At 62.1% G+C, this 23,008-nt stretch carries 20 protein-coding genes; 12 read left to right on the forward strand and 8 right to left on the reverse strand.

Going from position 1 to position 23,008, the window contains the following annotated elements:
• Nucleotides 1–90 precede the first annotated feature (90 nt).
• From AC1Q6C_RS09370 to AC1Q6C_RS09420, 11 genes are all read left to right on the forward strand, one after another.
• Nucleotides 91–1,071: a helix-turn-helix domain-containing protein gene (locus AC1Q6C_RS09370; RefSeq protein WP_047270147.1), complete on the forward strand. Its 981-nt coding sequence runs from the start codon at nt 91–93 to the stop codon at nt 1,069–1,071.
• 204 nt (nt 1,072–1,275) lie between these two features.
• The gene (gene oxdA / locus AC1Q6C_RS09375; RefSeq protein ID WP_064075482.1) at nt 1,276–2,337 is read left to right on the forward strand and encodes an aliphatic aldoxime dehydratase; all 1,062 of its coding nucleotides are present in this window, start codon (nt 1,276–1,278) and stop codon (nt 2,335–2,337) included.
• A gap of 115 nt (nt 2,338–2,452) precedes the next feature.
• On the forward strand, nt 2,453–2,821 hold the full coding sequence (locus tag AC1Q6C_RS09380) for an ArsR/SmtB family transcription factor (RefSeq protein WP_007735244.1): 369 nt from the start codon (nt 2,453–2,455) through the stop codon (nt 2,819–2,821).
• Nucleotides 2,822–2,865: 44 nt separating this feature from the next.
• Nucleotides 2,866–4,272 carry a substrate-binding protein gene (locus tag AC1Q6C_RS09385; RefSeq protein ID WP_054187255.1) on the forward strand — a complete coding sequence of 469 codons (1,407 nt, stop codon included), beginning with the start codon at nt 2,866–2,868 and terminating at the stop codon, nt 4,270–4,272.
• Nucleotides 4,273–4,386: 114 nt separating this feature from the next.
• Nucleotides 4,387–5,952: an amidase gene (locus tag AC1Q6C_RS09390; protein WP_269613919.1), complete on the forward strand. Its 1,566-nt coding sequence runs from the start codon at nt 4,387–4,389 to the stop codon at nt 5,950–5,952.
• 73 nt (nt 5,953–6,025) lie between these two features.
• Complete coding sequence (nthA, locus tag AC1Q6C_RS09395; protein WP_492666546.1) at nt 6,026–6,649, forward strand: nitrile hydratase subunit alpha; 624 nt, start codon at nt 6,026–6,028, stop codon at nt 6,647–6,649.
• Between the two features lie 26 nt (nt 6,650–6,675).
• Nucleotides 6,676–7,314, forward strand: coding sequence for a nitrile hydratase subunit beta (gene nthB, locus AC1Q6C_RS09400; protein ID WP_042450645.1), 639 nt, complete (start codon nt 6,676–6,678; stop codon nt 7,312–7,314).
• A 98-nt stretch (nt 7,315–7,412) separates the two neighbouring features.
• Nucleotides 7,413–8,612 (forward strand): zinc metallochaperone GTPase ZigA, encoded by a 1,200-nt coding sequence (gene zigA / locus AC1Q6C_RS09405; protein WP_042450649.1) that lies wholly within the window; start codon nt 7,413–7,415, stop codon nt 8,610–8,612.
• 31 nt (nt 8,613–8,643) lie between these two features.
• Nucleotides 8,644–9,558 carry an SMP-30/gluconolactonase/LRE family protein gene (locus tag AC1Q6C_RS09410; protein WP_042450651.1) on the forward strand — a complete coding sequence of 305 codons (915 nt, stop codon included), beginning with the start codon at nt 8,644–8,646 and terminating at the stop codon, nt 9,556–9,558.
• Nucleotides 9,559–9,709: 151 nt separating this feature from the next.
• On the forward strand, nt 9,710–11,527 hold the full coding sequence (locus tag AC1Q6C_RS09415) for an ABC transporter substrate-binding protein/permease (protein ID WP_003946057.1): 1,818 nt from the start codon (nt 9,710–9,712) through the stop codon (nt 11,525–11,527).
• Between the two features lie 4 nt (nt 11,528–11,531).
• Complete coding sequence (locus AC1Q6C_RS09420) at nt 11,532–12,278, forward strand: amino acid ABC transporter ATP-binding protein (protein ID WP_003946070.1); 747 nt, start codon at nt 11,532–11,534, stop codon at nt 12,276–12,278.
• On the opposite strand, the gene AC1Q6C_RS09425 is transcribed toward AC1Q6C_RS09420, so the two are convergent.
• The 7 genes from AC1Q6C_RS09425 to AC1Q6C_RS09455 all read right to left on the reverse strand — a co-directional run bounded on the left by AC1Q6C_RS09425 (nt 12,264) and on the right by AC1Q6C_RS09455 (nt 17,748).
• Nucleotides 12,264–13,445, reverse strand: coding sequence for an RNA polymerase sigma factor (locus tag AC1Q6C_RS09425; protein WP_042450653.1), 1,182 nt, complete (start codon nt 13,443–13,445; stop codon nt 12,264–12,266). The two genes, AC1Q6C_RS09420 and AC1Q6C_RS09425, sit on opposite strands and share 15 nt — an antisense overlap.
• An 8-nt stretch (nt 13,446–13,453) precedes the next feature.
• Entirely contained in the window at nt 13,454–13,861 is a 408-nt protein-coding gene (locus AC1Q6C_RS09430; RefSeq protein WP_003945999.1) for a YciI family protein, read from the reverse strand.
• Between the two features lie 152 nt (nt 13,862–14,013).
• Nucleotides 14,014–14,628 (reverse strand): response regulator transcription factor, encoded by a 615-nt coding sequence (locus tag AC1Q6C_RS09435; protein ID WP_003946002.1) that lies wholly within the window; start codon nt 14,626–14,628, stop codon nt 14,014–14,016.
• Nucleotides 14,625–15,767, reverse strand: coding sequence for a sensor histidine kinase (locus tag AC1Q6C_RS09440; protein ID WP_007735262.1), 1,143 nt, complete (start codon nt 15,765–15,767; stop codon nt 14,625–14,627). Before AC1Q6C_RS09440 ends, AC1Q6C_RS09435 begins: the two co-directional genes overlap by 4 nt.
• A gap of 21 nt (nt 15,768–15,788) precedes the next feature.
• On the reverse strand, nt 15,789–16,580 hold the full coding sequence (locus AC1Q6C_RS09445; protein WP_003946064.1) for an ABC transporter permease: 792 nt from the start codon (nt 16,578–16,580) through the stop codon (nt 15,789–15,791).
• Complete coding sequence (locus AC1Q6C_RS09450) at nt 16,577–17,515, reverse strand: ABC transporter ATP-binding protein (protein WP_054828431.1); 939 nt, start codon at nt 17,513–17,515, stop codon at nt 16,577–16,579. The genes AC1Q6C_RS09445 and AC1Q6C_RS09450 overlap by 4 nt, the downstream gene beginning before the upstream one ends.
• Entirely contained in the window at nt 17,512–17,748 is a 237-nt protein-coding gene (locus AC1Q6C_RS09455) for a hypothetical protein (RefSeq protein ID WP_228401538.1), read from the reverse strand. Before AC1Q6C_RS09455 ends, AC1Q6C_RS09450 begins: the two co-directional genes overlap by 4 nt.
• A gap of 234 nt (nt 17,749–17,982) precedes the next feature.
• Between AC1Q6C_RS09455 and AC1Q6C_RS09460 the strand changes: the two genes are divergently transcribed.
• Entirely contained in the window at nt 17,983–20,064 is a 2,082-nt protein-coding gene (locus AC1Q6C_RS09460; RefSeq protein ID WP_492666547.1) for a PhoX family protein, read from the forward strand.
• Between the two features lie 78 nt (nt 20,065–20,142).
• Here the strand turns inward: AC1Q6C_RS09460 and AC1Q6C_RS09465 are convergent.
• Nucleotides 20,143–23,008 (reverse strand): DUF7927 domain-containing protein (locus tag AC1Q6C_RS09465; protein WP_492666548.1); only part of this gene is annotated, 2,866 nt, incomplete at its 5' end.

Consider the following 23,008-nt stretch of genomic DNA (forward strand, 5'->3'; position numbering starts at 1 on the left):
GACTCCTATCGACATGTCCGATGTGCGGGATTACTCTCTGAACATCGAGCACCCGAGAACTTCGGCTTTTCTGCGAGGAGGCGCCCTGCAATGCTCGCGCGATCCGGCTTCTCCCTGCCCACACGCACGACTCTCACGGGCGACTGGGCAGATTTGTTGCGCGAGCATTTTGTCGCGCTCGACGTATCCGATATCGGAGACGGCGATCGATTCAGCGGGGCCGTCCACTCGGCCCAACTCGCACACGTTCGGGTATCCGCAGTTCAATCGATGGAACAACGAATAGTCCGTAGCAACAGCCTCATCAAAAGCGACGGCGCGGACTATCTGCAGATCGGGATGATCCGCCGCGGTAGCGCGGTAGTGCGCCAAGACGACCGCGAATGCGTCCTGCGACGTGGCGACTACGTCCTGTACGACACCACGCGCCCCTTCGATTGGCAGATCGAGGGACACGCACACGACGGCATCTGGGGACTCGAGGTGTTCACCTGGCCACGGTCGTACCTGTCGCTCAGCGACGCGGAGGTCACGAGCCTGACCGCCATCGCCTTCGACGGACACGCGGGCCTGAGTGGCCTGCTCGGTCGCTTTCTTCACGATCTTGCCTCCGTCCGCATGACGTCCGACGCAAGCGGAGACGAAGAGGAAGTCGTCAACGAGATCGGCAACCTGGTCAAGTCCGTTCTTCACACAACTGCGCGACCGATCACCTCGCGGCGAACCAGCCTCTACGAATCCGCCCTGTCGGTCATAGACGCCCGCATCGCAGACCCGGCCCTGTCTCCGGTGGACATCGCGGGATCGGTCAAAGTCTCCATTCGGCAGTTGCACCGAGCCTTCGCCGAACACGGCACGACGGTGTCACGGTCGATTCGCAGCCGTCGACTCGACGGTTGCCGTCGTGAGATCGTGCAACGACACGGAGTAGAGCGGTCGCTGACCCAGATTTCTCACCGCTGGGGATTCACCGACCTGGCCGCCTTCAGTCGAGCCTTCAAGGCGGAATTCGGGATCAGCCCGCGGCGGTACCGGTCGCAAGCAGCGGCCCCCACAAGTACTACCCGCTGATCTGTAACATCTTCGGACACTTACCCATTGAACATGGTGTTCAAAATTTTCTGTCGCCGAAGCGTATCCACAATTCTTGGCACGGTAGGCCAAGCATCGGGCGCTGACGGCCAAGTTTGCTCGGCTGAGCGGGCGTAGATTTTCGGCACGGCGTTGCCAAGTGCCAGGCACCCGATTCGACCACCTACATCACAGGGAGCACTCATGGAATCTGCAATCGGCGAACACCTTCAATGCCCGCGCACTCTGACCAGGCGGGTCCCGGATACCTATACGCCACCGTTTCCCATGTGGGTCGGGCGCGCAGACGACACATTGCACCAGGTCGTGATGGGCTATCTCGGCGTGCAGTTCCGCGGCGAGGATCAGCGCCCGGCAGCACTGCGGGCGATGCGGGATATCGTCGCCGGCTTCGACTTGCCGGACGGACCGGCACACCACGATCTCACCCATCACATCGACAACCAGGGCTACGAGAACCTGATCGTGGTCGGTTACTGGAAAGATGTTTCTTCCCAACATCGTTGGAGCGCATCACCTCCAGTATCCTCCTGGTGGGAGTCCGAAGACCGCCTGTCGGACGGATTGGGGTTCTTCCGCGAGATCGTGGCACCGAGAGCCGAACAATTCGAAACGCTCTACGCGTTCCAAGACGACCTCCCCGGAGTGGGAGCTGTCATGGACGGTGTCAGCGGCGAAATCAACGAGCACGGCTACTGGGGTTCGATGCGCGAGCGGTTTCCGATCTCCCAAACCGACTGGATGCAGGCCTCGGGCGAACTACGGGTCGTCGCCGGTGACCCCGCCGTAGGTGGACGCGTAGTAGTGCGGGGACACGACAACATCGCACTGATCAGGTCCGGGCAGGACTGGGCCGACGCGGAAGCAGACGAGCGCAGCCTCTACCTGGACGAAATCCTGCCCACTCTTCAATCGGGCATGGACTTCCTCCGCGACAACGGCCCGGCCGTCGGGTGCTACAGCAACCGATTCGTACGCAATATCGACATCGACGGAAACTTCCTCGACTTGAGCTACAACATCGGCCACTGGGCCTCCCTCGACCAACTCGAACGGTGGTCGGAATCCCACCCGACCCATCTACGGATCTTCACGACGTTCTTCCGGGTGGCCGAGGGCCTGTCGAAATTGCGTCTCTACCATGAGGTCTCGGTATTCGATGCCGCCGATCAGCTCTACGAGTACATCAATTGCCATCCCGGGACCGGAATGCTGCGCGACGCGGTGATCACCGCCGAGCACTGACCGAAGTCGCCGGCAATCTTCGGCCACATTCTTTCCCTCGGAGGCAACTCGAGATATGTTGACGGGTGTCGACATATCTCAGTAGAGACCATCGAGGAAGCGCGGACAGCAGACAGTGACTACTCAACGAAACGAAGAGTTGGCGTTTGCTGTGCTGGCCGACCAAGTGCGTCGACAGATTCTCGACACGCTGGCTACACACGGCGAGTGCAACGCGGGCTTCATCAGCGATCAAATTTCGACGGTCGGTCGCACCACGGTATCCACACATCTCAAGGCGCTGCGGTTGTCCGGCGTGATCGTCGAACGGCGTCAAGGACGTCATCGCCTGTTCTCGATAGATCCATCGGGGCCCGCCAACGATGCACTCCAGTTCCTGCGCGACGTCCTCGGGCGAGCGCTGGAAGCAGGTTCGAACGCCTCCGAGTTGCCGGCCACTGCGACTGAGGATTCAGACGTCGCATCGGTGCGTCGCCGAGCGTGAGGCCTTGTTGAGCCCCAGCACCTATTTCAGGCAGGAAGTAGAACGTGCCAGGTCTCTCCGTAACGGCACAGATCGTGACGACCGACCCACCAGGGTCAGCCTTCGAGCGCCTCGAAACGGGGCAACTGCTCGAACTCGAATGTGAGCAACTGACGGTCGGGGCCGCTGCCGCCATCTCCCTTCCCGTCGGCGACGGCGCACGCGCAGATCCAGTCGGAATGCCGATCACGCTGTTGGGATACGTCGCCGGCGTGAAGCGGGGCCGATCGGTCGTGATCGTGCACCACCAACCGTGGCGCGGCCGCCTGACGATCCGGTTCTTTCCCGACGGCGCCGGGACCCGGATCGTTCTCGAGTCCAGCCTCGATCAGGACGGCATTTCCTGGCTTGCCAACAAGCGCGGATTCGCTCCACCCGAACCTCCGCGTTCCGACCGACATCGGATCGGGCTGCTGGTCAGCAAATCCGGCCCGGCAGCTGTATTCGCCCAGGCGACAGAAACACTCGCAGCCCTGGCCGTGGAAGAAATCAATGCCGACGGCGGCATCGGCGGCGTTCTCGTCGACTTGGTGATCGGCGATGACGCTTCCGACTCGGCGGCCGGAGCGGCGACCGCACTGCGATTGGTGAAAAGCGGATGTCGCGCCGTTTTCGCGTGCGTGACATCGTCGACCTTCAATGCCGCTGCATCTGCATTGCAGAACACCGGTGTGCTGTTGGTGCACACAGTTCTCAACGAGGGAGGTCGATCGCGTCCGGGAGTCCTTCGATTGGGTGAGCGACCACTCGACCAGACGCGAGCAGGTATACCCGCAATGATGTCCGAGACCGGTTCTCGCACTTGGTTCCTGGTCGGCCAGCAGTATTCGTGGTCGTTCGGAGCGCATTGGGCGGCCCGGCGTGTGATCGCCGAATCCACAGGTTCGGTGGCCGGCGAAGTCTACGTACCGTTGGGGACAACCGACTTCTCACGCATCATCGAGTCGATAGCCGACTCCGGGGCCGAACTGATTCTTTCCACCCTGGTGGGCCATGACGAGGTCTTCTTCGAACGACAATGCGCCCAGCACGGACTGCGGGCCACCACGCGGACGTTTGCATTGGTCCTCGACGAGGCCACTCAGCAGCTCATCGGCAATTCCGATGCCGACGGAGTCTGGGCGGCATTCGGCTACTTTCAATCCGCAGCCGGCGATCACGACCTCGAAAAGCGATACAGCGCGAGCTCGAACGAACTCCTGCCTCCGCTCAGTTCCCTGTCGGAGACAACATACGAAGCGATCGTCGCTTACGCACGCGCAGTCGAACGAACGTCGGCAGGCGATCCGGAAACAGTACTTCGGCAGCTTGTCACGACATCGAAAAGCTCTACGAACAACGGCGTTCCACTGCATCGACCGATTCTGCTCGCTGAATCACGCCGTGGGCGCCTGTACCCCCGCTCTCTCTGAGCGCGCGTAACCCGAACTTAACGAGTCAATATGTCGATACCTATTGACGCAATTATGGATCCGGCCCTAGTCTGAAAGACAAGTGAAGCCGATCACATCAGGAGCACACTTCTCATGGCGACAATCCGACCTGACGACAATGCAATAGACACCGCCGCAAGGCATTACGGCATCACTCTCGACCAGTCAGCCCGGCTCGAGTGGCCGGCACTGATCGACGGAGCACTGGGCTCCTACGACGTCGTCGACCAGTTGTACGCCGACGAGGCAACCCCGCCGACCACGTCACGTGAGCACACGGTGCCAACAGCGAGCGAAAATCCTTTGAGCGCTTGGTATGTGACCACAAGCATCCCGCCGACGTCGGACGGCGTCCTGACCGGCCGACGCGTGGCGATCAAGGACAACGTGACCGTGGCCGGAGTTCCGATGATGAACGGGTCTCGGACAGTAGAGGGGTTCACTCCGTCTCGCGACGCGACTGTGGTCACTCGACTACTGGCGGCCGGTGCAACCGTCGCGGGCAAAGCTGTGTGTGAGGACCTGTGTTTCTCCGGTTCGAGCTTCACACCGGCAAGCGGACCGGTCCGCAATCCATGGGACCCACAGCGTGAAGCAGGTGGATCATCCGGTGGCAGTGCGGCTCTCGTCGCAAACGGTGACGTCGATTTTGCCATCGGCGGGGATCAGGGCGGATCGATCCGGATCCCGGCGGCATTCTGCGGCGTCGTCGGACACAAGCCGACGTTCGGGCTCGTCCCGTATACCGGGGCATTTCCCATCGAGCGAACAATCGACCATCTCGGCCCGATCACACGCACGGTCCACGATGCCGCACTGATGCTCTCGGTCATCGCCGGTCGCGACGGTAACGACCCACGCCAAGCCGACAGCGTCGAAGCAGGTGACTATCTGTCCACCCTCGACTCCGATGTGGATGGTCTGCGAATCGGGATCGTTCGAGAAGGTTTCGGGCACGCGGTCTCACAGCCCGAGGTCGACGACGCAGTCCGCACAGCGGCACACAGTCTGGCCGAAATCGGTTGCACGGTAGAGGAAGTAAACATCCCGTGGCACCTACATGCTTTCCACATCTGGAACGTGATCGCCACGGACGGTGGTGCCTACCAGATGTTGGACGGCAACGGATACGGCATGAACGCCGAAGGTTTGTACGATCCGGAACTGATGGCACACTTTGCTTCTCGACGCCTTCAGCACGCCGACGCTCTGTCCGAAACCGTCAAACTGGTGGCCCTGACCGGCCACCACGGCATCACCACCCTCGGCGGCGCGAGCTACGGCAAAGCCCGGAACCTCGTACCGCTCGCCCGCGCCGCCTACGACACTGCCTTGAGACAATTCGACGTCCTGGTGATGCCCACACTGCCCTACGTCGCATCCGAATTGCCGGCGAACGACGTGGATCGTGCAACCTTCATCACGAAGGCTCTCGGGATGATCGCCAACACAGCACCATTCGACGTGACCGGACACCCGTCCCTGTCCGTTCCCGCCGGCCTGGTGAACGGGCTTCCGGTCGGAATGATGATCACCGGCAAGACCTTCGACGATGCGACGGTCCTCCGGGTCGGGCGCGCATTCGAAAAGCTTCGCGGCGCGTTTCCGACGCCTGCCGACCACATCTCCGACTCTGCACCACAACTCAGCCTCACCTAGTTCTGTATCCGCACTTGCACAACAAATTCCACCGATTCACACATGATCAGCCCGCATAGAAAAGGTGAACCAGATGTCAGTAACGATCGACCACACAACGGAGAACGCCGCACCGGCCCACGCGCCGGTCTCCGATCGCGCGTGGGCCCTGTTCCGCGCACTCGACGGTAAGGGATTGGTACCCGACGGTTACGTCGAGGGATGGAAGAAGACCTTCGAGGAGGACTTCAGTCCAAGGCGCGGAGCGGAATTGGTCGCGCGGGCTTGGACCGACCCCGATTTCCGGCAACTGCTTCTCACCGACGGTACCGCCGCGGTTGCCCAGTACGGATATCTGGGCCCCCAGGGCGAATACATCGTGGCAGTCGAAGACACCCCGACCCTCAAGAACGTGATCGTGTGCTCGCTGTGTTCATGCACCGCGTGGCCCATTCTCGGCCTGCCCCCTACCTGGTACAAGAGTTTCGAATACCGTGCGCGAGTGGTGCGTGAGCCACGGAAGGTTCTCTCCGAGATGGGAACCGAGATCGCGTCGGACGTCGAGATCCGCGTCTACGACACCACCGCCGAAACTCGCTACATGGTTCTCCCGCAACGTCCCGCAGGCACCGAAGGCTGGAGCCAGGAACAGCTTCAAGAGATCGTCACCAAGGACTGCCTGATCGGCGTCGCAGTCCCGCAGGTCCCCACCGTCTGATCACCCCGACAAGAAAGAAGCACACCATGGATGGAGTACACGATCTTGCCGGAGTTCAAGGCTTCGGCAAAGTCCCGCATACCGTCAACGCCGACATCGGCCCCACCTTCCACGCCGAGTGGGAACACCTGCCGTACAGCCTGATGTTCGCCGGTGTCGCCGAACTCGGGGCATTCAGCGTCGACGAAGTTCGATACGTCGTCGAGCGGATGGAACCACGCCACTACATGATGACCCCGTACTACGAGAGGTACGTCATCGGCGTCGCGACACTGATGGTCGAAAAGGGAATCCTGACGCAGGAAGAACTCGAAAGCCTTGCAGGGGGACCGTTCCCACTGTCGCGGCCCAGCGAATCCGAAGGGCGTCCGGCACCCGTCGAGACGACCACCTTCGAAATCGGTCAGCGAGTACGCGTGCGCGACGAGTACGTTCCGGGGCATATTCGAATGCCTGCGTACTGCCGCGGACGAGTGGGAACCATCTCTCATCGGACTAGCGAGAAGTGGCCGTTTCCCGACGCAATCGGCCACGGGCGCAACGACGCCGGCGAAGAACCGACGTACCACGTGAAGTTCGCCGCCGAGGAATTGTTCGGTAGCGACACCGACGGCGGCAGCGTCGTAGTCGACCTTTTCGAGGGTTACCTCGAGCCTGCGGCCTGATCGTCCAACATTCCGGGCGGCGGTCACGCGATCACAGCGTTTCGCGTGACCGCCGCCTGATCACAGCAATTCTCTCATTCGGAAGGACACTGGAAATCATGGTCGACACACGACTTCCGGTCACGGTGCTGTCAGGTTTCCTGGGCGCCGGGAAGACGACACTACTCAACGAGATCCTGCGAAATCGAGAGGGTCGGCGGGTCGCGGTGATCGTCAACGACATGAGCGAAATCAACATCGACAGTGCAGAAGTCGAGCGTGAGATCTCGCTCAGTCGCTCCGAGGAGAAACTGGTCGAGATGACCAACGGCTGCATCTGCTGCACTCTGCGAGAGGATCTTCTCTCCGAGATCAGTGCCTTGGCCGCCGATGGCCGATTCGACTACCTACTCATCGAATCTTCGGGCATCTCCGAACCGCTGCCCGTCGCAGAGACGTTCACATTCATCGATACCGACGGCCACGCCCTCGCCGACGTCGCCCGACTCGACACCATGGTCACCGTCGTCGACGGCCACAGTTTTCTGCGCGACTACACGGCTGGGGGCCGCGTCGAAGCCGATGCCCCGGAAGACGAACGAGACATCGCGGATCTGCTTGTCGATCAGATCGAATTTGCCGACGTCATCCTGGTGAGCAAGGCCGATCTCGTCTCGCACCAGCACCTGGTCGAATTGACCGCAGTCCTGCGCTCTTTGAACGCATCCGCTGCGATAGTTCCGATGACGCTCGGTCGCATCCCACTCGACACGATTCTCGACACCGGTTTGTTCTCACTCGAAAAGGCTGCACAGGCCCCCGGATGGTTACAAGAACTCCAAGGTGAACACATCCCCGAAACCGAAGAGTACGGAATTAGTTCGGTGGTGTACCGCGAGCGCGCACCCTTCCACCCCCAACGGCTGCATGATTTCCTCAGCAGCGAGTGGACCAACGGAAAGTTACTTCGGGCCAAGGGCTACTACTGGAATGCCGGCCGGTTCACCGAGATCGGGAGTATTTCTCAGGCCGGTCATCTCATTCGCCACGGATACGTCGGCCGTTGGTGGAAGTTTCTACCCCGTGACGAGTGGCCGGCCGACGATTACCGTCGTGACGGAATCCTCGACAAGTGGGAAGAACCCGTCGGAGACTGCCGACAAGAACTCGTCTTCATCGGCCAATCCATCGACCCGTCTCGACTGCACCGAGAACTCGACGCGTGTCTACTCACCACAGCCGAGATCGAACTCGGGCCAGACGTGTGGACCACCTGGAGCGACCCCCTGGGCGTCGGCTATACCGACCAGACCGTTTGATATTGGTCCGGTTTGCCGTAAGTTGTGCGCAATGGGGGTATCACGCAACCGAACTCGGGCGTTGTTGATCGTCGCGGCGATCGCAGCCGGGACCGTGGCTGCGGCGACGCCGGCGGAGGCAACCTGGACAACCGCGCCGATGTGCGGCGAGTGGCGGGTCGAAACCGTAGCGCAAGGGTTGGAACAGCTCGAAAACCTCGAGCCCGATGACAACGGCGGGTTCTACCTCTCCGGCGAGTCGAAGATCTATCACGTCGACGCCGCAGGACAGGTACGAACTGTCCTCGACGACATGGCTGCCCCTGGCGGTTTGCAACTCGACGGTTCGAGGCTGTCCTTCCTCACCAGACAGGACGGCAAGCTGTTGCACCTGGACACCTCGACGGATCAGCTGTCCGCACCCGTCGACTTCGCGGGCAACGGCCTGCTCCGGCTTCCCGACGGCGATCTGCTGACCACGTGGGTCGGAACAGAAGGAGGTCCGCCAAAGGGCGTCTCGCGCTATCTGCACGACTCCGGAGCCGTCGTTCCCAATTGGTCGACAGTGCCGCGTTCGGAGGGACTCGCGCTCAGTCCGGATCATCGAGCCGTGTACACCGATGACCTGTTCACCGGTCAGATCATTCGAGTGCCCTTGGATACCCCTGACGCGTGGACAGTTGTAGCGACGGTCCCGAGCCTGATACCCGGACTCGACGATCTGACCATGTCGCAGGATGGAATGCTCTACGCCGCTGCTCACGTCGAAGGCTCGATCTATCGCGTACACCCTGAAACCGGCACTTCCTGCGTCGTCGCTTCGGGTCTGTCGAATGGGTGGAACGGGCCGAGTTCAGTGCGTATAGGACAGGACGGCGACGGCTGGGCGCTCTACGTCACCGGCTTCGACGGAACGCTGCGTCGCCTGGTACCTCCGTCGGGCGTCGAACTCGCACCCGTCCGCTGACGCCGATCTCTTCGGCACGAGATTCCCCGACCTGGCGATACTTAAAATCACGCTGATTTGAAGGCATGCCCGCAGCGCAACGGCCCCTTGTCCGAAAACTGTCAACAGTTCTACACGGAGAAATGGCTACCCTTAGGTTTACGCTGCACGCATGTTTTCTTCCGTCGCAGCGAAGATCCGCCTGGTGGTGGCACTGCTCCTCACTGCCCTCCTGGCGCTGACTCTGTCATCGTGCTCGAGTGGCTCGGATTCGTCGGCAGCCCCCACAGACCTGTGTGCACCTCCAGGAGTGGGAGCTGCAACCGCGGCGCCCACCAATCTGGACGCGGCAGCGGGTGCGGGCGCCGAAGACCGCTACACCACGGCCACCGTCACCCCGGTCGATCAGATCGACACCTCGAAGCTGAATCTGATCAAACCCGGGGTCATCACGGTCGGCACGCTCGGTGACGCGCCCCCGAGCATCTGCGTCAACTCCGAGAATCAGTACACCGGATACGACAACGAGCTGCTGAAGGCCGTCGCGGACAAGCTGGGCCTGAAGGTCGAGTTCGTCGGCACCGAGTTCGCCGGGCTTCTCGCCCAGGTTGCCGGTCGACGCTTCGACGTCGGCTCGTCGTCCATCACCACCACGGACGACCGTCGCAACACCGTCGGCTTCACCAACGGTTACGACTTCGGATACTTCTCCCTCGTCGTGCCTAACGGCAGCCCGATCACCGGCTTCGGAGACCTGGACGCATCAAAGCGCATCGGCGTCGTACAGGGAACCGTGCAGGACGACTACGTCGTGAACACGCTCAAGCTCGATCCCGTGAAGTTTCCCGACTACGCCACGGCGTACGCGAACCTCAAGTCCGGACAGATCGACGCCTGGGTAGCTCCGTCTCAGCAGGCCGAAGGTGCAATCGCTCCCGGTGATCCGACCTCGATCATCCAGAACACCTTCTCGGTCAACAACTTCGTCGGCTGGGCGGTGAACAAGGAAAACCAGCCCCTGATCGACGCCCTCAACTCCGGCCTCGACGCAGTCATCGACGACGGAACCTGGTCTCAGCTGTACGCCGACTGGGTACCGCGCCAACTCCCTGAAGGCTGGAAGCCCGGATCCAAGGCCGCGGCCACTCCGGAACTGCCCGACTTCGCAGCCATTGCCGCGGAAAACGCAGCAAACGGCGACGGTGGCGATACCGCGTCGTACCAACCGAAGTCGACGCTCGAACAGCTCAAGGACACGTTCTTCGACTGGGATCTGTACAAGAAGGCATTCCCCGATCTCCTCAAGACCGGTCTTCCCAACACCCTGATCCTTGCGCTCGCGTCCGGCATCATCGGCACGATCCTCGGCATGCTGCTCGCTGTCGCCGGTATCTCGCGCACCCGTTGGCTGCGCTGGCCGGCCCGCGTCTACACCGACATCTTCCGTGGCCTGCCCGCAGTCGTCATCATCTTGATCATCGGGCTCGGCGTCGGACCGATCGTCAAGGGAATCACCGGTAGCAATCCGTACTGGCTCGGTGTCGCGGCGCTGTCACTGCTCGCGTCGGCATACATCGGTGAGATCTTCAGATCCGGAATCCAGAGCGTCGAGTCCGGACAGCTCGAGGCTTCACGTGCCCTCGGTTTCAGCTACCGAAAGTCCATGTCGCTGGTCGTCATCCCGCAGGGTGTACGACGCGTTCTGCCGGCGTTGATGAACCAGTTCATCTCGCTGATCAAGGACTCGTCGCTGATCTACTTCCTCGGTCTGCTCGTCACCCAGCGGGAACTCTTTGCCGTCGGACGTGATCTCAACGCCCAGACCGGCAGCCTGTCCCCGCTCGTTGCGGCAGGCTTGTTCTACCTTGCTCTGACCATCCCGCTGACGCACCTCGTCAACTACATCGACAACCGACTCCGGACCGGACGCGCCGACACTTCAGGCACGTTGGATCCGCTCGAGCAGGCCATCGTCGTGGAAAGGGGCTGAAGACATGACCACCAGCTCTGAACTGAAGTCCGTATCGCTCACCGGCAAGGACCTGCATCTGTCCTTCGGCACCAACAAGGTGCTTCGCGGCGTCAACCTGCACGTCGACGCCGGAAACACCGTCACCGTCATCGGGCCCTCCGGTTCGGGCAAGTCGACGCTCCTGCGCGTGCTGAACCGTCTGCACGAGCCCGAGCAGGGTGACGTGCTGCTCGACGGGAAGTCCGTCCTGAAGGACAACCCCGACGAGCTACGCCAGCGGATCGGCATGGTGTTCCAGCACTTCAACCTGTTCCCACACAAGACCGTCGCCGAGAACATCGCACTCGGGCCGAACAAGCTCAAGGGTTTGTCGAAGGAGCAAGCTCGGGCGCTCGCGCTCGAGCAGCTGGATCTGGTGGGGCTCAGGGAGAAGGCCGACTCGCGGCCCGGCAACCTTTCGGGTGGTCAGCAGCAGCGCGTCGCCATTGCCCGCGCCCTGGCGATGAAGCCCGAGGTCATGTTCTTCGACGAGGCGACATCAGCTCTCGACCCCGAACTGGTCAAGGGTGTTCTGGCATTGATGGCCGATCTCGCGAAGTCCGGCATGACCATGGTCGTCGTGACGCACGAAATGGGTTTCGCGCGTTCCGTTTCCGACAAGGTGCTGTTCATGGATCGCGGCGCCGTTGTCGAAACCGGTACTCCGGAACAGCTTTTCGACGATCCCGAGACAGATCGACTGCAGGCGTTCCTGTCACAGGTTCTCTAACCCAGGACGCTTCAGAGATCGACGGGCGTTGATCCTCGACGCCTGAAGCATCAGATGGTCACGTTCGGCGAGGTTGGATGCCTTGTGCGCTGCATCGGCATACAACCTCGCCGCCGTCTCCAGGTCTCCGTCGCGTTCACGCAGATAGGCCTCGACTGCGGCATGGCGTGGAAGTGAATCGTCCAGCGCTGCAAGAGCTGCCAATCCGGCGCGTGGTCCGTCTGCCTCGCCGACGGCCACCGCTCGGTTGAGCCGGACGATCGGGCTGTCGGTCAAGGCTGCGAGTTCGTCGTACCACTCCACGATCTGCACCCAGTCGGTCTCGTCTGCTGTGAGAGCGTCGGCATGGAGTGCAGCAATGGCGGCCTGGGCCTGGAACTCACCGAGCCGGTCGCGGGCGAGAGCTGACTGGAGGATTGCGACTCCTTCGGCAATCGAATCGGTGTCCCACCGGCTGCGATCCTGCTCGGCTAGCGGAACCAGACTGCCGTCCGCGGCAGTTCGCGCGGCTCGACGAGCGTGATGGAGCAGCATCAGTGCGAGCAACCCTGCGACTTCGGGGTGATCGATCGCGGCCGCCAACTGCCGGGTGAGCCGGATGGCCTCGGCAGCCAGGTCGACGTCGCCGGAGTACCCCTCGTTGAAGACCAGATAGAGGACACGCAGGACGGTGGCGACATCGCCGGGTTGCTCGAACCGGACGCCGGAGACCGTGCGCTTGGCTCGGCTGATGCGCTGAGCCATAGTCGCCTCGGGCACCAGGTAGGCCCGCGCAATCTGGCGGGTGGTCAGCCCGCCGACAGCGCGCAGCGTGAGTGCGACGGCGGACGACGGCGTCAACGACGGGTGCGCGCACAAAAAGTAGAGCTGGAGTGTGTCGTCCACGCCCGGCACCGACCCGCTGACCGGCCGCTCGCCTGGCTGCTCGTCAACCAGAAACTCCCGCTTGCGACGAGCCGCATCCGACCGGATCCCGTCGAGGAACCGCCGCCAGGCCACCGTGACCAGCCAGCCCTTCGGGTCCCGCGGCGGGTTGTCCGACCAGGTCCTGACCGCCTCGAGCAGAGCGTCCTGCACGGCGTCCTCGGCCGACGCGAAATCTGCTCCGCGGCGGACGAGGATGCCGAGCACGCTCGGAGTCAGACTCCGAAGCAGGGCGTCGTCCATGACAGGTTTCAGTCCGTGATGGTCGGCGGCTCGGTCAGGAACGGGCGCAGTTCGAGCCATTCGTGAATCGGCTTCCCGCCTGCGCCGGGCGCGGCCGAGAGCTCGCCGGCCAATTGGACGGCACGGTCGTAGTTGTCGACGTCGATCACCATCCAGCCGGCAATGAGGTCCTTGGTTTCCGCGAACGGACCGTCGGTGACCGGCGGGCGACCCTCACCGTCGTACCGGACAAAGGTGCCCTCAGGAGCGAGAGCCTGACCGTCGACGAACTCGCCCGCCTTCTCGAGCCGATCCGCGAAGTCCTGCATGTACTTCACGTGGGCAGTGATCTCGTCCGGCGTCCACTGGTCCATCGGCACGTCGTTGACTGCAGCCGGAGCGCCGCGGTAGTGCTTGAGCAGCAAGTACTTGGCCATCGTGAATCTCCTCTGTGTCGGTGCCACCCATTCTGGTCGCACTTCACTACAGGGACGAAGCAAGTCGGGGATTCTCGACATCGCGGGGCCTTCGGCCCTGTGCGCCTTTTTGGTAGTGCCCGCAACCAGAAAGGCGCACGGGGCCGAGGGCCCTAAATCCACCCCTGCCGGCGGGCGATCACCGCTGCTTCGTGCCGGTTGGCTGCACCGAGTTTGGTGACAGCTGACGACAGATAGTTCCGGGTGGTTCCTGCCGAGAGGTGTGCCCGGGAAGCGATCTGCTCGATGGATGCTCCGTCGGCCGCGTACTCGAGTACGTCCGCTTCGCGCGGAGTAAGCGGTGAGTCGCCGGCGCCGATCGCCTCGGCAGCCAACGACGGATCGACGTACCGCCCGCCCGCGTGGACGCTGCGGACCACCTCGGCGAGCGTCGCCGCAGGCGTCGTCTTCGGCAGAAATCCTCGGACGCCTGCTGACAGTGCCTTCTTCAGATACCCGGGACGCCCGTGGCTCGTCACGATGATCGAGACGCACCCCGAGACCGTCTGCGCAATCTGTTGCGCCGTCTCGATGCCGTCGATACCTGCCATTTGAAGGTCGAGCACGGCTACGTCAGGTTGATGTTTTGCAGCAGCGACCACGGCATCCTCGCCGGATTCGGCTTCCGCGACGACAACTATGTCGTCCTCGAGCGACAACATCATGGCCAGAGCCGAGCGGATCAGGTTCTCGTCGTCGGCCAGCAGTACCTTGATCGGCTCGGTCACCGAGACTCCTTCGTTCGGGACGGAAAGTGGGCGGTGAGGGTGAAGCGATCTTCGTCCTGCACGGTTTCGACAATTCCTCCGACGGCGCCGACGCGCTCGCGCAATCCGTTCAGGCCGGTTCCGTTGTTCGGCTCTGCGATCCGTGCGCCGTCGTTGGCGATCACGACGCCGTCCGCGAACACTTCGATGCTGCAATTCTCGGCACTGGAGTGCCGGAGAATGTTGGTGACGCCTTCACGGACGACCCAGGCGGCAGCTTCGGCCAGTTCCACCGGCAGCTGATCTGCCGATCCACGTATCGCAGTGGAGATTCCGGCGGCCTCGAGCAGAGACTGCGCACCGGCCAGCTCGGACGCCAAGGCGATGGACCGGTATCCCCGAACCAACTCGCGCGCTTCGTCGAGTGAATCTTGCGCAAGTTCGCGTACTTCGTCCATCTGCGCGGCGGCACGATCGTCGCCGCGTCGTGAAAGAGTAGCTGCAAGTTCACTTTTCACCGCAATTGCAGACAGTGCCCGCCCGACGACGTCATGGAGATCGCGTGAAAATCGCAACCGTTCCTCGGCGACGGACAGAGCGGCAGCGGCTCCGCGTGCCTCGTCCAATTCGGTGACCATCCGCAGCAGCCACACCGACATGTAGACGGTCAGCCCCATGAAGGCGGCGACGATTCCGACGGACACGCCGCTTTCCGGACCCGCAAGCAGTCCCAGTACAACCCCGGCGGCCACCGAGCCCACGATCAGCCAGCGCAACGACGTCAACCCCGCAAGGGGCACGACAAGGATTGCCGCCAGCCAGAAGTACGGGCCGTTCTCGCCATTGCTTCCCAAGGCAATTCCCGCCGAGCAGAACGCCGACAACGTCATCACGGCAAGAGGAATCTGGACGGGCTTGGCCACGACTCCGCCCAGATCAGGCATCCGAGACACGGCGATGACGCACGCAACGGCACTGATTCCGAGGAAGACACCCGACAGGTACCGATCCGCAACTATCTCGGTGACCGCACCGAAGCCACCGAAAACCACTGCGACCATGATGAACGATTGCCGCGTGTAGAGGCGAACCTTGTCGACGTTCGACGCGGTTCGCCACGTCCGTCTCGGATTCCAGCGTCCGAAGTTCTGCGCGATCATGCCCACTACCTTCTCAGAGTTCTACGAACGCGGTTCCCAGCGGAAGTGGACGTTCGCGATCAGAACCGAACCGACGATCCACGCCAGCATGACCAACAGCGGTTGCGCAGCCGAACCGAAGGTGTCGACAAATCCCGCTGCCGCACCGGGCGCATCGCCCAGATCAGCCAGTTCGCCAGTGGTCCGCCCCAGCCATCCGAGATTGAGAAGGTCCACTACTGCGGCCAGCGGAGTGAAATCGAGAATGCGAGCAACGTTGTCCGGCACGACATTCCTGATCGAGGACATACCTGCCGTCGCCAGAATCAGAATCGGCATGCAGGTGATCTGCGCCGCCTCTGCATTTCGCGTGACAGCCGAAGTGATCAACGCCAGCGCCGTGAAGAGCGCGGCGCCGCCGATCACCGCGACCAGCACCAGGACCGGATTGACCGGAGCACTACCGCCCAGAACCATCACGGCGATTCCGATCACCACCGTCAACAGGCCGGTGAGAACCCACGACGGCACTGCCGGGCCCGCGAGGATCTCGGCGTCGCTGCATTCCCCTGTCCGTAGTCGCTTGAGAACCAACTCGTCACGACGCGTCGCGTACACCGACAGGAGGTTGTAGAAGACCACGAACACGAGCAGGAAGAGTGCAAACACCTCGAGGCCTGCCGACACCGACTTGTCGGACAACCCGCCATCGCGCGACAGGTACAGCATCCCCACGGGAAAGATCAACGGGAGGACGATTGCGTTGAAGAGCAACAGTCGATTTCGTCCCAGGAGCGTGAACTCCGAACGAGACAGGGTTGCTATGCGGTTCATGCCGACGCTCCTTCGAGAGTTGCGTGATGATCGAATTGGTCTGCAATGGAGAGGAATACGGTCTCCAGGGATGCCGCGCGGGCATCCAGGCCGGTCAGCAGGATGTTGTTGTGCTGTGCCCACAGCAGCAGTTCCGTCAGCGTCTCCTGCACTGTGCGAGTGGTGATCACCACCAGATCGTTTTCGACGCGTACCTCGGCGCCGGCCAGGGCCGGGAGCGGAAGACCGGGACGGTGCAGTTTGATCTGGGCGGGATGATCCGCAACGACGTCCGCCACGGTTCCGCTGCGCACCACCGATCCTCGGTGCATGATCGCCAACTGGTCGCACAGGGACTCGGCTTCGTCCAGGTAATGCGTCGTCAACATGATGGTGACGCCCGACGCTTTCAAGTCAGCGATCAATTGCCAAGTGTTACGTCGACTTTCGGGATCCAAACCAGTAGTCGGCTCGTCGAGAAACAGGACGAGTGGCCGGCCGATGATCGCGCACGCCAGATCCAGTCGCCGCGCCTCACCTCCCGAGAGGAACTTCACGCGGGTATCACCACGGTCACGCATGTCCACGCGCTCGAGCACCTCGTCCACGGGCAGCGGATTCGAGCAGGTTCCGGCCCACATCGCCAAACTCTCACGAGCAGTCAGGTCTTGGGGCAAGCCACCCTTCTGGAGCATGATGCCAAGCGACGGGCGAATCTGCTTGCGGTTGCGCACCGGATCCATGCCCAGAACGCGCACCGTTCCGGCACTGGATCGTGAAAGACCCTGAATCACTTCGAGAGTGGACGTCTTGCCGGCACCATTGGTTCCGAGGAGGCCGAACAGCTCGCCTTCCTGAACACTCAGATCCAGATTGCGAACAGCATCGAACGCCTCCTTACCGGAGCCGTAACGCCGCGACATTCCGACTACGTCGATCACGGGATCGCCCTTCATCGCTGCGCCTCCGCTCGGTTCCAGCCGCGCAGTCCGATCACGAATCGGATACCCGCATAGACAGCGAGAGCGGCAACAAGAATCCAGAACACGGGATTGGAGCCGATGATCGCGAACAGCACTCCGATGATCGCGATATTCACGACGATCACAACAAGTTCGCGGCCCATCGTGGGTGCGGGTCCGATGTCCATCAGGTCCGTCAGGAGGCTTCCCTCATGTGGTTCTCTCATGCATCCAAGCTTCGCGGGAAGTCAGAGCCGAAAACAGTGCACTGCGTCATCACCTGCGGTGACACCGTCACGGATCAGCGATGACAAATGTCATGCGACGTCCCCGCGGGGACGCGTCGTAAACCGCGGGTAAGGGTCACCTCGTTGTTTTGCCGTTCATTTTTACGTTCCTTTACCCTTGCTTAGAGCTTCTACGGTTCCCGAAGTCCGTACATCGAATCTCGGGAGTTCACGGTGGCTATCAAGCCTTTGGCCTTGTTCGTCAAACACGACGGCGTGTCTGCGCGCGCGTCGATCACCTGCCAGTACAAGTGCGGAAACGCGTGCTCTCACGAGGTCCCCAACACCTCGGGCGGCGAGTACTTCCGCGACATCGCACGCACAGCGCTGAGTCGTCGCGGCTTGCTCCGGGGCAGCGGCATGGCAGTCCTCGCGGTGGGAGCGGGCAGCGCCCTCGTCGCGTGTTCGGACGAATCCGCAAGTGCGGAACCGGGAACCGGTTCGACGAGCGGCAGCAGCGGCGGATCGACACCAACGGGGACGAACTTCAGCGCTGTCGCGCCCAACAAGGAAGACAAGGTCACCGTCCCTGACGGATACGATCAAGCCGTCGTGATTCGCTGGGGTGACGCCGTTCTCGCCGGCGCCCCGGCTTTCGACTTCGACAAGCAGACCGCGGCAGCGCAGGAACTGCAGTTCGGATTCAACAACGACTTCGCCGGATTGCTCCCGGTCGACGGGCAGCCCAACACCTACCTACTCGTGGTCAATCACGAATACTCCACCGAGCCGGCGATGTTCCGCGGCTACGATGCGGAGAACCCGACCGAGGAGCAGTTCAAGATCGGCCTCGCCAGCCACGGACTGTCGGTCGTCCAGGTCAAGGGCGAATCCGACAACGGCAAGCTCGTACCGGAGATCGGATCGAACAACCGCCGCATCACCGGAACCACGGAATTTGTCGTGACCGGCCCCGCTGCAGGTAGCGACTTCCTCAAGACGAGTGCCGATCCCACGGGAACCAAAGTGCTCGGCACCCTCAACAATTGCGCCGGCGGCGTCACCCCCTGGGGCACAGTGCTTTCCGGCGAAGAGAACTTCAACCAGTACTTCGCGAACGCCGAGGGTGTCACCGATCCCACGGTCGCAGCGCGACTGAAGCGCTACGGTCTTGCCGGCGCCGCTTCCGAGCGCAAGTGGGAACGCTTCGACAAGCGGTTCGATCTGGTCGCAGAACCCAACGAGGTCAACCGATTCGGATACGTCGTCGAGATCGATCCCTGGGATCCGTCGTCGACTCCGATCAAGCACACAGCGCTCGGACGTTTCAAGCACGAAGCCGCCACCATTTACATCACGGCGGACGGCACCGTCGTCGCCTACAGCGGCGACGACGAGCGCTTCGACTACATGTACAAGTTCGTCTCCAGCCGAAAGATGCAGGACGGCAAGAGTCAAGCAGCCATGCGCCACAACATGACTCTGCTCGACGCCGGAACACTGTACGTCGCAAAGCTCAGCGGAAACTCCGCCGGCGAGATCGACGGCAGCGGCAAACTTCCGTCGGACGGCAAGTTCGACGGAACCGGCGAGTGGGTAGCCATCCTGCGCACCGGCGAAGACGGCAAGGGCGAATCGCTGGTAGACGGTATGAGCGCCGAAGAGGTCGCCGTCTTCACCCGCCAGGCCGGTGACAAGGTCGAGGCAACGAAGATGGATCGCCCCGAGGACTTCGAGGCAAACCCGAAGAGCGGCAAGGTTTACGTCGCACTGACCAACAACACCAAGCGCGGAGTCGACGGTGGCGCCGCGGCCGACGAGGCGAACCCGAGGAACAACAACAAGAACGGCCAGGTCCTCGAAATCACCGACGACCACGCCGGCACCACCTTCGGCTGGAATCTTCTTCTCGTCTGCGGAGATCCGGCCACAGCCGATACTTACTTCGGCGGGTTCGACAAGAGCAAGGTCAGCCCCATCTCATGCCCGGACAACCTTGCCTTCGACCCGCACGGCAATCTGTGGATCTCCACCGACGGCAACGCACTCAAGTCCAACGACGGGCTGTTCAGCGTTGTCCTCGAAGGCGAAAACCGCGGTGAGACAAAGCAGTTCCTCACCGTTCCCGTCGGCGCCGAAACCTGCGGCCCCATCGTGGACGAGAAGCGCGTCATCGTCTGCGTCCAGCACCCCGGCGAGACCGACGACGCCAGCATCGAAAGCCCCGCATCCCATTGGCCCGACGGTGGTTCCGCCCAGCCTCGCCCGTCGGTAGTTGCAGCCTGGAAGAAGGACGGATCTCGGCTCGGCTCGTAACACACATGTAAACGACGTGGGGCAGATCGCATACTCTGCGATCTGCCCCACGTCGTTTACCTCAGATTCTCAAGAGAATCAGTTGTCACCGTCCTCGCGACGCTTACGCGTCAGGAGAACAACACCCGTTCCCAGCGCCAGCAGCAGAACCAATCCACCTGCTGCGAGCAACCCGGTGTTCACGCCACTCTCACCAGCGCCACCACCCGAGTTGATCGTCCCGCCCTGAGGAGCAGACGGCTTCGGCTGACCCGGCTGACCCGGGTTTGCTGTCGGCGGCTTCGGCTGTCCCGGAACCGTGCTCGGAACCGGCTGACCCGGAACCGTCGGCGGTACGACGATCGGAGGCACAACGACGATCGGGGGAATGATGATCGTCGGTGTAACCGGCACCGTCGTGTTCGGCACCGTCGTGTTCGGAACCGTCGTGGTCGGCGGAACTGTCGTGACCGGCGGCGTTGTCGTCGGCGGCGTCGTTGTCGTCACGCCACACGGATCCACAATCTCTTCCGCGACAACTTCTTCTGTCGTGGTCTCCTCTGTGGTGGTCTCCTCCGCGGTGGTGGATTCCTCCGTACCGGTCACATCAGCGTCACCGGCAGTGATCGCGCTAGCCGTCGTCGTCGCAACCGTTGTCGTCGGAACCATCCGCGTGGTCGTCGTCGGAGGAACACAGGGCTCCGTCGTGACCGGCGGCGTCGTGGTGGTCGTCGGCGGCACCGTAGTGGTGGTCTCCGGCGGGTCTATCGGGTGTTCGGTGCAGAGAGCGTCGCCCGGGACACAGTCCACCGGCGGGTTCTCGCCACCAACCACCAGGTAGTTGTTCAGGACGCCCGGAGTGAATCCGGGACCTGACAACGTTCCGATCTCAGGATTGACCTTGACGGTGTACGTCACCGTCGCGCTCTCACCCTTGGCCAGCTTTCCGGTGACCGTGAAGACGTTGTCGACGACACCCGAAACAACCAGCGTGGAAGTGGTAGCCGGATCCTTCGTCATTACTGCATCGTCGAGAACATCGGTCAGATCGTCGTAGAAACTGATCTCACCATCCGCGGTGCCCACATTCTTGAACGTGAGCGTGTACGTGATCTCCTGGCCGCCAACCACACGGTTCGTGGTGGACGGAACAGAGGACTTCAGTACCTCGATCGCGGGTGTGCCATCCACCGGATGCTCGGTCGTCACCGGCGGAGGAGTGATCTCCGGACCCGTCGGCGGCTTCGCAGTACCAGTGACCTTGTTGTTGATCAACGTGCCACCGGCGACACCGTCGTTGATCTTCACCTGGTAGGTCAGGACAACCGACTTACCGGCTTCCAATGCACCGGTCCAGGTGAGCGTGGTGCCCGACAGGGTCGGAGCAGCACCGTCGACACCGTCGACAGTCGCCTTGAGCGAACCGTCCACCAACACCGCGTTGTCGAGAACCTTCGACAGATCATCGGTCAACACCACCGGATCAAGAGTCGTGTTACCCGTATTCGCACCCGTCACCGTGTACGTGATCGTCTGACCAGAAGCAACATTGGTACCCGACACCGGATCAGCAGCCTTCGCAACCGTGAACCCCGGAACCTTCACCGGATGCGTCGTGCACAGCTGCGTCACCGGATCACACACCTCCGGAGGATCAACCGGAGGAGTCGTCCCCGGAACAACGAAGTTGAGCACCGTGTTGTCGGCATTCGCCGCAACGCGATCGGCATCAGCCTTGACCGTGACGGTGTACGTCACCGTCTTGCTCTCACCGGCCGCAAGGGATCCCGTCACCGAGAAACCATCCGTGCCGACCATCGCAGCAGTCAACGGAGCATCAGCACTCAAGCTGCCCGCAACCAGATCAGCATCATCGAGCAGACCACGCAGATCATCGAAGTGCGCGACCTCACCCGCACCGTTACCGGTGTTCGTGAACGTGAGCGTGTACTTGATGTCCTGACCGGCAACAACATTCGAACCCGACACCGGATCAGAAGACTTCACCACAGCAATCTTCGGAGACAGAACCGGATGCTCCGTCGTCACCGGCGGAGGAGTGATCTCCGGACCCGTCGGCGGCTTAGCAGTACCAGTGACCTTGTTGTTGATCAACGTGCCACCGGCAACACCGGCATTGACCTTGACCTGGTAGGTCAGGACAACCGACTTACCAGCTTCCAATCCACCGGTCCAGGTGAGCGTGGTGCCCGACAGGGTCGGAGCAGCACCGTCGACACCGTCGACAGTTGCCTTGAGCGAACCGTCCACCAACACCGCGTTGTCGAGAACCTTCGACAGATCATCGGTCAACACCACCGGATCAAGAGTCGTGTTACCCGTATTCGCACCCGTCACCGTGTACGTGATCGTCTGACCCGCAGCAACATTGGTACCCGACACCGGATCCGCAGCCTTCGCAACCGTGAACCCCGGAACCTTCACCGGATGCTCGGTCGTCACCGGCGGAGGAGTGATCTCCGGACCCGTCGGCGGCTTCGCAGTACCAGTGACCTTGTTGTTGATCAACGTGCCACCGGCAACACCGGCATTGACCTTGACCTGGTAGGTCAGAACAACCGACTTACCGGCCTCGAGAACGCCAGTCCACGAGAGCGTCGTACCCGACAGGGTCGGAGCAGTCGCGTCGACACCGTCGACAGTTGCTTTCAGCGAACCGTCCACCAACACCGCGTTGTCGAGAACCTTCGACAGATCATCGGTCAACACCACCGGATCAAGAGTCGTGTTACCCGTGTTGGAACCGGTCACCGTATACGTGATCGTCTGACCCGCAGCAACATTGGTACCCGACACCGGATCCGCAGCCTTCGCGACCGTGAACCCCGGAACCTTCACCGGATGCGTCGTGCACAGCTGCGTCGCCGGATCACACACCTCCGGAGGATCAACCGGCGGAGTCGTACCCGGAACAACGAAGTTGTTCACGAACACCCCACCGACC

It is taken from the genome of Rhodococcus sp. MT28 (genome assembly GCF_058792695.1).

What these genes read in the sequence shown, in the direction of transcription:
- AC1Q6C_RS09370 (WP_047270147.1), top strand. Translation starts at nt 91, where the DNA reads ATGCTCGCGCGATCCGGCTTCTCCCTGCCCACACGCACGACTCTCACG.
- oxdA (WP_064075482.1), top strand. Translation starts at nt 1,276, where the DNA reads ATGGAATCTGCAATCGGCGAACACCTTCAATGCCCGCGCACTCTGACC.
- AC1Q6C_RS09390 (WP_269613919.1), top strand. Translation starts at nt 4,387, where the DNA reads ATGGCGACAATCCGACCTGACGACAATGCAATAGACACCGCCGCAAGG.
- nthA (WP_492666546.1), top strand. Translation starts at nt 6,026, where the DNA reads ATGTCAGTAACGATCGACCACACAACGGAGAACGCCGCACCGGCCCAC.
- nthB (WP_042450645.1), top strand. Translation starts at nt 6,676, where the DNA reads ATGGATGGAGTACACGATCTTGCCGGAGTTCAAGGCTTCGGCAAAGTC.
- zigA (WP_042450649.1), top strand. Translation starts at nt 7,413, where the DNA reads ATGGTCGACACACGACTTCCGGTCACGGTGCTGTCAGGTTTCCTGGGC.
- AC1Q6C_RS09410 (WP_042450651.1), top strand. Translation starts at nt 8,644, where the DNA reads ATGGGGGTATCACGCAACCGAACTCGGGCGTTGTTGATCGTCGCGGCG.
- AC1Q6C_RS09415 (WP_003946057.1), top strand. Translation starts at nt 9,710, where the DNA reads ATGTTTTCTTCCGTCGCAGCGAAGATCCGCCTGGTGGTGGCACTGCTC.
- AC1Q6C_RS09420 (WP_003946070.1), top strand. Translation starts at nt 11,532, where the DNA reads ATGACCACCAGCTCTGAACTGAAGTCCGTATCGCTCACCGGCAAGGAC.
- AC1Q6C_RS09425 (WP_042450653.1), bottom strand. Translation starts at nt 13,445, where the DNA reads ATGGACGACGCCCTGCTTCGGAGTCTGACTCCGAGCGTGCTCGGCATC.
- AC1Q6C_RS09430 (WP_003945999.1), bottom strand. Translation starts at nt 13,861, where the DNA reads ATGGCCAAGTACTTGCTGCTCAAGCACTACCGCGGCGCTCCGGCTGCA.
- AC1Q6C_RS09440 (WP_007735262.1), bottom strand. Translation starts at nt 15,767, where the DNA reads ATGATCGCGCAGAACTTCGGACGCTGGAATCCGAGACGGACGTGGCGA.
- AC1Q6C_RS09445 (WP_003946064.1), bottom strand. Translation starts at nt 16,580, where the DNA reads ATGAACCGCATAGCAACCCTGTCTCGTTCGGAGTTCACGCTCCTGGGA.
- AC1Q6C_RS09450 (WP_054828431.1), bottom strand. Translation starts at nt 17,515, where the DNA reads ATGAAGGGCGATCCCGTGATCGACGTAGTCGGAATGTCGCGGCGTTAC.
- AC1Q6C_RS09455 (WP_228401538.1), bottom strand. Translation starts at nt 17,748, where the DNA reads ATGAGAGAACCACATGAGGGAAGCCTCCTGACGGACCTGATGGACATC.